The following is a 9366-nucleotide window of genomic DNA, read 5'->3' on the forward strand; positions in this document are numbered from 1 at the left end:
GGCCCGACCCCACGGGCCTGGTCGCCGTCGCGGTCGGTGGCTACGGGCGACGCGAGCTCTCGCCGTCCAGCGACCTCGACGTCGTCCTGCTGCACGACCCCGCCGTGCCCGAGGACCGGGTCCGCGAGGTCGCCGAGGCGCTCTGGTACCCGCTGTGGGACGCGCGCATCCCGCTCGACCACTCCGTCCGCGACGCCGTGCAGATGCGCGCCACGGCAGCGGAGGACCACCGCGCCGCCATGGGCATGCTCGACGCGCGGACGGTGGCCGGCGACGCTGGGCTCGTCCTCGCGCTGCGCTCCCACGTGCTGGCCGACTGGCGCCGCGAGGCGCGCACCCGGGTCGAGGACCTGCGCGCCGGGCGTCGCCAGCGGCTCGAGCGCTCGGGCTGGCTGGCCTACGCCGCGGTGCCCGACCTCAAGGAGTCCGGGGGAGGCCTGCGCGACGGCGTCGACCTGCGCGCCCTCGTCGCGACGTGGCTCGTCGACGTGCCCCACGCGGAGGTCGAGGAGCTGCGCTCCGCGCTGCTCGACGTGCGCGACGCGCTCCACACCAGCACCGGGCGCCGCACCGACCGGCTCGCGATGGAGGACGTGCCGGCGGTCGCCGAGGCCGTCGGGATGGAGCCGCAGGCCCTCGACCTGCACGTGCGCCACCTCGGACGTCGCATCGCGCACGTCGCCGACGTGACCTGGCGCCGGCTCGACGCCGTCCTCGCGCCGCGGGCGAGCCCGCGACCCCGGCCCGGCCTGCGACGCACCGGGCCTGCGGTGGTGCAGGTCGACGCCGGCGTCGGCTGGCTCGGCGACGAGGTCGTGCTCACCGCCGACGCTGACCCACGCCGCGACCCCGCCGTCGCGCTGAGGGCCGCCGCCGTCGCGGCCCGGGCCGGCCTCCCGTTCGCGGCCGGGACCGCCCAGCGCCTCGCGCGCGACCTGGGGCCGCTCGAGGAGCCGTGGCCGGCTGCGGCCCGCCGCTCCCTGGTCGACCTGCTCACTGCGGGCCACGGTCTCGTCGAGGTGTGGGACGAGCTCGACATCGCAGGCGTGGTCGACCGCTGGCTGCCGGAGTGGGCCGACGTGCGGCTGCGCGGCTCGAGCTCGCCGGTGCACCGGTTCACGGTGGACCGGCACAGCGTCGAGACGTGCGTGGTGGCCTCGACGCTGCGCCGCGACGTCGCGCGTCCCGACCTCCTCGCCGTCGCCGCGCTGCTGCACGACATCGGCAAGGGCAGGCCCGGCGACCACAGCGAGGTCGGTGCCCCGATGGCGGAGGCCGTCGCGCTGCGCTGGGGCTTCCCGCCCGCCGACGCCGCCGTCGTGGGCAGGCTCGTGCGCTGGCACCTGCTCCTCGGCACGGTCGCCACCCGTCGCGACATCGAGGACCCTGCCACGGCGGCGAACGTGGCGGAGATCGTCGGCGACGCCGCCTTCCTCGACCTCCTGGCCAGCCTCACCCAGGCCGACGCGCGCTCGACCGGCCCCACGGCGTGGACCTCGTGGCGGCGCGGCCTGATCGAGGGGCTGGTGGCCAAGACGCACCAGCACCTCGCGGGCACGGCGCCCGCGACCACGTCCGACGCGTACGAGGGCTGGCCTGCCGAGCTGCCCTTCCCGTCCGCCGACGCCCTGGCGCGTGCGCGCCGGGGCGAGGTCCGTCTCGACGTCGTCGACCACCACGGCGGGTCGCTCGTCACGGTCGTCACCGCCGACCGCCCCGGGGTGATGGCCCTCATCGCCGGAGGGCTCGCGCTCCAGGGTCTCGCCGTGCGCTCGGTGCGCGTGGTCACCCAGGACGACGCGGCCGTGTCGCTGTGGGAGGTGGCCCGGCCCGACCTCCTGGCCAGCGCGGTGCGCGAGCGTCTGCTGCCCGTCCTCGCCGGCGACGTGCCGCTCGAGCGACGCATGACGCTCACCCCGGTGGAGGGGCTGCCGGCCCGCGTCAGGGTGCTGCCGGGCCTGTCGGAGTCGGCGACGCTCCTCGAGGTCCGGGCCGCGGACCGCCGCGGACTCGTGTGGACGGTCTGCGCCGCGATCGCCGCCGTCGACTGCTCGATCCGCTCGGCGCACCTGTCGACCTACGGCGACGAGGCACGCGACGTCTTCTACGTGGTCGACGCCGACGGCGAGCCGCTCGACGAGGCAGCCACCCGTCGGCTGCACGAGGCGGTCGACGCGGCCCTGGTCTGAGCGAGCTGGTTCGCGGGGCTTGGCCGACCGGGGTCGTCGGCGTCGCCGGGCCCGCTCGGTAGGCTGGAGCCCATGTTCGACTCCCTGCAAGACCGCCTCCAGTCCGCGTTCAAGAACCTGCGCGGCAAGGGACGGCTCAGCGAGGCCGACATCGACGCCACCGCGCGCGAGATCCGTCTCGCCCTGCTCGATGCCGACGTCGCCGTCCCGGTGGTCCGCGCGTTCACGGCGCGGGTCAAGGAGCGCGCGCTGGGCGTCGAGGTCTCCAAGGCGCTCAACCCGGCGCAGCAGGTCGTCAAGATCGTCAACGAGGAGCTCGTGACGATCCTCGGCGGCGAGACGCGCCGCGTCCGGTTCGCGAAGAACCCGCCGACCGTCATCATGCTCGCCGGCCTCCAGGGAGCGGGCAAGACCACGCTCGCGGGCAAGCTCGGCCGCTGGCTCAAGGAGCAGGGCAACAGCCCGATGCTCGTGGCCTGCGACCTGCAGCGCCCCAACGCCGTCAACCAGCTGCAGGTCGTCGGCCAGCAGGCCGGCGTCACCGTGTTCGCCCCCGAGGCCGGCAACACCGGCGGCGGCGACGGGGGCGCCGAGGGCACCCGCTCCGTCGGCGACCCCGTGCAGGTGGCCCGCGACGCGATCGCCGAGGCCCGCCGCACCCTGCACGACGTCGTCGTGGTCGACACCGCCGGACGCCTCGGCATCGACGCCGACCTCATGCAGCAGGCGCGCGACATCCGCGACGCCGTGAACCCCGACGAGGTCCTGTTCGTCATCGACGCGATGATCGGCCAGGACGCCGTGCAGACGGCCGAGGCGTTCGCCGAGGGCGTTGACTTCACCGGCGTGGTGCTCACCAAGCTCGACGGCGACGCCCGGGGCGGTGCTGCGCTGTCGGTCCGCGAGATCACCGGCCGGCCCATCATGTTCGCCTCCACGGGCGAGAAGCTCACCGACTTCGACGTCTTCCACCCCGACCGCATGGCCGGCCGGATCCTCGACATGGGCGACATGCTGTCGCTCATCGAGCAGGCCGAGAAGGTCTACGACGCCGAGCAGGCCGAGAAGGACGCCGAGCGCATGCTCGGGGGCACCTTCACGCTCCAGGACTTCCTCAAGCAGATGGAGACCCTGTCGAAGATGGGGTCCATGAGCAAGCTCATGGGCCTGCTCCCGGGCATGGGCCAGTTCAAGGACCAGATCGCGAACTTCGACGACCGCGAGCTCGACAAGGTGAAGGCGATCATCCTGTCGATGACGCCGAAGGAGCGCGACGACCCCAAGATCATCGACGGGTCGCGCCGCGCCCGGATCTCCAAGGGCTCGGGCACCTCGGTGCAGGACGTCAACCAGCTCGTCACCCGCTTCTTCGAGGCACGCAAGATGATGCAGCAGATGGCGAAGGGCGGGGGCATGCCCGGCATGGGCGGCGTCCCCGGCATGCCCGGCGTCGGCAAGCGGGCCGGCGCCCGCCAGAAGCCGCAGAACCAGAAGAAGAAGGGCAAGCGCGTGTCGGGCAACCCGGCCAAGCGGGCCCAGGCGTCCCAGCAGAAGCCGGCCGCGAAGGACGGCGCCGAGGCGTTCGGCTTCGGCGGCCAGCAGGGCGCGCAGGACTTCGAGCTGCCGAAGGAGCTCAGGGACCTGCTCTGAGCGGCTCGTCCGCGAGACCGTTGCTCGGGGCAACGTAGTCTGACGTCGTGCTGATCCCGCTCCTGCGCCGCCACCTGCGGCCCTACCGCGGACCGATCGCCGTGGTCGTGCTGTTCCAGCTGGCGCAGACGATCGCCAACCTCTACCTGCCGGGGCTCAACGCCGAGATCATCGACGACGGCGTCGTCCGCGGCGACGTGGGACGCATCTGGACCACGGGCGGCGTGATGCTGCTCGTCACCGTGCTGCAGGTGGCGTGCACGGTCGTCGCCGTCTACGTGGGGGCGCGGGTGGCGATGGCGCTCGGCCGCGACCTGCGCGCCGGCGTGTTCGACGCGGTCGAGGGGTTCGCCGCCCGCGAGCTGGCCCACTTCGGCGCGCCGACGCTGGTCACGCGCGCCACGAACGACGTGCAGCAGGTGCAGCTGCTCGTGTTCATGGCGCTGACGCTCCTGGTGTCGGCCCCGATCATGGCGGTCGGGGGCGTCGCGATGGCCCTGCGCCAGGACGTCGAGCTGTCGGGCCTGCTCGTCGTGGTCATCCCCGTCCTGGTGGTGGCCGTGGGCCTCATCATCCGCACGATGCGTCCGCTGTTCCGTCAGATGCAGGAGCGGATCGACGGCCTCAACGACGTCATGCGCGAGCAGATCCAGGGCATCCGCGTCGTCCGGGCGTTCGCCACCGAGGAGCGCGAGGCCGAGCGCTTCGCGCGGGCCAACCAGGCGTACGTCGACGTCGCGGTCGCGGCCGGGCGCGTGATGGCACTGATGTTCCCGACGGTCATGCTCGTCATGAACGTCTCGGTCGTGGCCGCCACCTGGTTCGGTGGCTACCGCATCGCGTCGGGCGACCTGCAGGTCGGCACGCTGACCGCGTTCCAGAACTACCTCGTGCAGATCCTCATGGCCGTCATGATGGCGACCTTCATGCTCATGCTCTGGCCGCGCGCCGAGGTGTCGGCGGAGCGGATCACCGAGGTCCTGGAGACCGAGCCGAGCATCGTCGCCGCGCCCGACGCCGACGACACGCCCGTGGCCCGCGGCGCGCTGGAGGTGCGCGACGCCTCCTTCGCGTATCCAGGGGCCGAGCAGGACGTGCTGCACGGCGTCTCCCTCGTGGCCAGACCGGGGGAGACCACCGCGGTCGTGGGGTCGACCGGCAGCGGGAAGTCGACGCTGGTCAACCTCGTGCCCCGACTCTTCGACGTCACCGCGGGGCAGGTGCTGCTCGACGGCCGGGACGTGCGGACGATGACGCCCGAGGCGGTCTGGGCGGCGATCGGGCTGGTGCCCCAGCGCGCGTTCCTGTTCTCCGGCACGGTGGCGTCGAACCTGCGCTACGGCCGTCCCGACGCGAGCGACGCCGAGCTGTGGGAGGCACTCGACGTGGCCCAGGCGCGCGACGTCGTCGAGGCGCTGCCCGAGGGGCTCCAGGCACCCGTCTCGCAGGGCGGCACCAACTTCTCCGGCGGTCAGCGGCAGCGGCTGGCGATCGCCCGCGCGCTGGTGAAGCGTCCGCTCGTGTACCTGTTCGACGACTCCTTCTCCGCGCTCGACTACGCCACCGACGCGGCGCTGCGGGACGCCCTGAGGCCGCTGACCCGCGACGCCGCGGTCGTGACCGTCGCCCAGCGGGTCTCGACCATCCGCGACGCCGACCGGATCGTCGTCCTTGACGAGGGCAGCGTCGTCGGCACGGGCACGCACCGAGACCTCATGGACACGTGCGCGGTCTACCGCGAGATCGTCCTCTCCCAGCTCAGCGAGGCGGAGGCGCGATGAGCGGCGGACCACGCGGGCCGATGGCCGCCGGAGCCATGGCGCCCCAGCGCGCGTCGGACTTCCGGGGCACCGCGCGACGCATCGGGCGACGACTGCTCCAGGACCGCGCGACGGTCACTGCCATCGCCGCGCTGGGTGTCATCGGCACGACCCTGTCCGTGCTCGGCCCGCGGCTCCTCGGGCACGCGACCGACCTCGTCTTCAGCGGCTACCTGTCGAGCCGGCTGCCGGCCGGCGCGAGCCAGGCCGAGGTCGTGGAGCGGCTGCGTGCCGACGGCCAGGACCGTCTCGCGGACGTGCTCCTCGGTGCCGACGTGCGCCCCGGGCAGGGCATCGACTTCACGCAGCTCGGCTGGGTGCTGGCGGGCGCGATCGTGCTGTACGTCCTGGCGTCGGGCTTCATGTGGTGGCAGGGCCGGCTCACCACCGCCGTCGTGCAGCGGATGGTCGGCGGCCTGCGCGACGACGTGGAGGCCACGCTGCACCGGCTGCCGCTCTCGTTCGTCGACGGCACGGAGCGCGGCGAGCTGATGTCGCGCACCACCAACGACATCGACAACATCGGCCAGTCGCTGCAGCAGACGATCAGCCAGCTCCTGACCTCGTTGCTCACGGTCGTCGGCACGCTCGTCATGATGGTCTGGATCTCGCCGCTGCTGGCGCTCGTGGCCCTGGCCACGATCCCGCTCGCCGTGTGGCTGACACAGGCGGTCATGCGCCGCTCGCAGCCGCAGTTCGTCGCCCAGTGGGCCGCCACCGGGAAGGTCAACGGCCACGTGGAGGAGGTCTTCACGGGTCACGAGGTGGTCAAGGTCTTCGGCCGCCAGCGCGACGTCCGGGAGGAGTTCGAGCGCCGCAACGACGCCCTGTTCACGTCGGCGTTCCGGGCCCAGTTCATCTCGGGCGTCATCCAGCCGCTCATGATGTTCGTCTCCAACCTCAACTACGTGCTGGTCGCCGTGATCGGCGCGGTCCGGGTCTCGACCGGCAGCCTCACGGTGGGGGACGTCCAGGCCTTCATCCAGTACTCGCGGCAGTTCACGCAGCCGCTCACCCAGATCGCGTCGATGGTCAACCTCCTGCAGTCCGGCATGGCCTCGGCCGAGCGCGTGCTGGCCCTGCTCGACACCGAGCTGGAGCGTCCCGACGTGGGGCCCGGCGGCGCGGCGCCGCTCGTGCCGACGCAGCCCGTGCGGGGTCGGGTGGTCCTGGACGACGTGGCGTTCTCCTACACCGACGCTCCGCTCATCGAGGGTCTCGACCTCGTCGCCGAGCCGGGCGCGACCGTGGCGATCGTCGGACCGACCGGCGCGGGCAAGACGACCCTCGTCAACCTGCTGCTGCGCTTCTACGAGCTCGACGCCGGACGCATCACGCTCGACGGCGTCGACGTCGCCACGATGGACCGCCAGGCGCTGCGACGGTGCTTCGGCGTGGTGCTGCAGGACGCCTGGCTGTTCAAGGGCACCATCCGCGAGAACATCGCCTACGGCCGCGTGGGCGACGTCGACGACGCCGCCGTCAGGCGCGCCGCGGAGGCCGCCTCGGTCGACCACCTCGTCCGGACGCTGCCCGACGGCTACGACACCGTCGTCGACGAGGGCGGGGGGAGCCTCAGCGCCGGCCAGCGCCAGCTGCTCACCATCGCCCGCGCGTTCCACGCCGACCCGCCCGTGCTGGTGCTCGACGAGGCGACGAGCTCGGTCGACACGCGCACGGAGGCGCTCGTGCAGGAGGCCATGGGCCGGTTGCGGCGCGACCGCACGTCGTTCGTGGTCGCGCACCGCCTGTCGACCATCCGCGAGGCCGACACCATCGTCGTCATGGAGTCCGGCCGCATCGTCGAGCAGGGCGACCACGACACGCTGCTGGCCGCCGAGGGTGCGTACGCCCGGCTCTACGCCGCGCAGTTCGCCGGCACCGCCACGTGAGCGGTGCGGGGGAGCGGGTCAGCCCTCGCGCAGGAAGGCGTCGGCGCGGTCCTTCGGCCGCCCGATGATGGCCCGTCCGGGTCCGTCCAGCGTGCCGCGCACCAGCACGGGCCGCTGGAGCAGACGGGGGTGCTCGACGAGCAGGTCGGCGACCTGCTCGGGCGTCGTGTAGTCGGCGGCGTCCAGACCCTGCTCCTTGAAGAAGGCGTCCTTGCGGACGAGGTCGGCGGGCTCGTCCTCGAGCCGCTCCAGGAGCGCGAGCAGCGTGGCGCGGTCGAGCGGCTGCTTCAGGTAGCGCACCTCCTCGACCTCGACGCCCGCCTGCGCGGCGGAGTCGAGCGCGTGCCGCGAGGTGGAGCAGCCCGGGTGGTGCAGGACGGTGACGTCGGCCATGAGGTCAGCGTAGCCACGCAGACCGACGGCTAGCGTGGGTCTCGTGAGCGAACCCGTCCGCTACGACGTCGACGACGCCGTCTGCACGATCACCCTGCACCGACCCGACGTCCGCAACGCCGTCGACGGCCCCACCGCCGCAGCCCTCCTGGCCGCCTTCGAGCGCTTCGAGGCCGACGACGACGTCGCCGTCGCCGTGCTCCACGGCGAGGGAGGCACGTTCTGCGCGGGCGCCGACCTGTCGGCCGTCGCCGACCCCGAGCGCGGCCACGTGCTCGACCCCGACGGCCACGGCCCGATGGGGCCGACCCGCATGGCGCTGACGAAGCCGCTCGTCGCCGCCATCGAGGGCCACGCCGTGGCCGGCGGTCTCGAGCTCGCGCTGCTCGCCGACCTCCGGGTCGCCGCCGAGGACGCCGTGCTCGGGGTGTTCTGCCGCCGCTGGGGCGTCCCGCTCATCGACGGTGGCACCGTGCGGCTGCCGCGTGTCGTCGGGCACGGCCGGGCGATGGACCTCGTGCTCACCGGACGCCCCGTGGAGGCGCACGAGGCGCTGCAGATGGGACTCGTCAACCGGGTCGTGGCCCCCGGACGCGCGCTCGACGTCGCCCACGAGCTGGCCGAGCAGCTCGCGGCCTTCCCGCAGGCCTGCCTCCGCGCGGACCGCGCGTCGGTGCTGGGGCAGTGGGACCTCCCGCTGGCCGAAGCGCTGCGCGCCGAGGGCGCGGGCGGGCTGCCCGTCGTCGCCGCCGAGGCCGTCGAGGGCGCGGCGCGCTTCGTGGCCGGCGCGGGCCGGCACGGTCGCTTCGACGACGGTGCCCCGGACCGGTGACCGGGACACGCGAGGCGATGTGGTCCTGGCGGACGTCGTCTGGCAGAATGTCGCCTTGTGTCCGCTGCGGCCGGGACCCTCTCACCCCGACCGCTGGGCCCACCAGCTTCGTGACCGAGTCGTGACCCCACCCGGCTCGCCACGTCACCCCACCACAGAGACCTGAGGAGACACCACACCCGTGGCCGTCAAGATTCGCCTGAAGCGGATGGGCAAGATCCGCACCCCGTACTACCGCATCGTCGTCGCCGACTCGCGCACCAAGCGCGACGGTCGTGTGATCGAGGAGATCGGCACGTACAACCCGAAGACCGAGCCGTCGACGATCCACGTCGTCTCCGAGCGCGCCCAGTACTGGCTTGGCGTCGGCGCCCAGCCCACCGAGGCCGTCGCCGCGCTGCTCAAGATCACCGGCGACATCGGTGGCACCAGCACCCTCAAGCAGCCCGAGCCGAAGGCCGACAAGGCCGCGCTGTTCGACGCCGCGGTCCAGCCAGAAGCGGGCCACATCGAGCAGCTCTTCACGGACTTCGGGATTGTGGAAGTTCAGGTCCGGCTGGCTGGTCAGGAAGTTGTGCAGGTAATACTGC

6 protein-coding genes and 2 pseudogenes are annotated in these 9366 nt (G+C 73.1%); 6 read left to right on the plus strand and 2 right to left on the minus strand.

Features of this window, described 5'->3' with window-relative positions:
- The 4 genes from A6Q79_RS11365 to A6Q79_RS11380 all read left to right on the plus strand — a co-directional run.
- A partial coding sequence (locus tag A6Q79_RS11365; RefSeq protein ID WP_317698307.1) for a [protein-PII] uridylyltransferase occupies positions 1-2189 on the plus strand: 2189 nt, incomplete at its 5' end.
- Positions 2190-2261: 72 nt separating this feature from the next.
- A complete protein-coding gene (gene ffh, locus A6Q79_RS11370; protein ID WP_067856581.1) occupies positions 2262-3839 on the plus strand; it encodes a signal recognition particle protein in 1578 nt (525 codons plus the stop codon).
- 47 nt (positions 3840-3886) lie between these two features.
- Complete coding sequence (locus tag A6Q79_RS11375) at positions 3887-5620, plus strand: ABC transporter ATP-binding protein (RefSeq protein WP_067856584.1); 1734 nt, start codon at positions 3887-3889, stop codon at positions 5618-5620.
- Positions 5617-7551, plus strand: a complete 1935-nt coding sequence (locus A6Q79_RS11380) for an ABC transporter ATP-binding protein (RefSeq protein WP_236749844.1) — start codon at positions 5617-5619, stop codon at positions 7549-7551. Before A6Q79_RS11375 ends, A6Q79_RS11380 begins: the two co-directional genes overlap by 4 nt.
- Positions 7552-7569: 18 nt before the next feature.
- On the opposite strand, the gene A6Q79_RS11385 is transcribed toward A6Q79_RS11380, so the two are convergent.
- Positions 7570-7944 (minus strand): arsenate reductase family protein, encoded by a 375-nt coding sequence (locus A6Q79_RS11385; protein WP_067856587.1) that lies wholly within the window; start codon positions 7942-7944, stop codon positions 7570-7572.
- A gap of 43 nt (positions 7945-7987) precedes the next feature.
- Here A6Q79_RS11385 and A6Q79_RS11390 point away from each other — a divergent pair, with 43 nt between their 5' ends.
- On the plus strand, positions 7988-8776 hold the full coding sequence (locus tag A6Q79_RS11390; RefSeq protein WP_067861460.1) for a crotonase/enoyl-CoA hydratase family protein: 789 nt from the start codon (positions 7988-7990) through the stop codon (positions 8774-8776).
- Between the two features lie 181 nt (positions 8777-8957).
- Positions 8958-9266 (plus strand): annotated as a pseudogene (gene rpsP, locus A6Q79_RS11395) (30S ribosomal protein S16); the annotation flags it as partial.
- A gap of 39 nt (positions 9267-9305) precedes the next feature.
- Here rpsP and A6Q79_RS11400 read toward each other — a convergent pair.
- Positions 9306-9356, minus strand: a pseudogene (locus A6Q79_RS11400) (hypothetical protein); the annotation flags it as partial.
- Positions 9357-9366: the final 10 nt, after the last annotated feature.

The sequence above is a fragment of the Aeromicrobium sp. REDSEA-S32_B7 genome (genome assembly GCF_001626145.1).
GTDB classification, from domain to species: Bacteria; Actinomycetota; Actinomycetes; order Propionibacteriales; family Nocardioidaceae; genus Aeromicrobium; species Aeromicrobium erythreum.

Bases quoted from the DNA above. Each gene is read 5' to 3' on its own strand.
- ffh (WP_067856581.1), top strand. From the start codon at position 2,262: ATGTTCGACTCCCTGCAAGACCGCCTCCAGTCCGCGTTCAAGAACCTG.
- A6Q79_RS11380 (WP_236749844.1), top strand. From the start codon at position 5,617: ATGAGCGGCGGACCACGCGGGCCGATGGCCGCCGGAGCCATGGCGCCC.
- A6Q79_RS11385 (WP_067856587.1), bottom strand. From the start codon at position 7,944: ATGGCCGACGTCACCGTCCTGCACCACCCGGGCTGCTCCACCTCGCGG.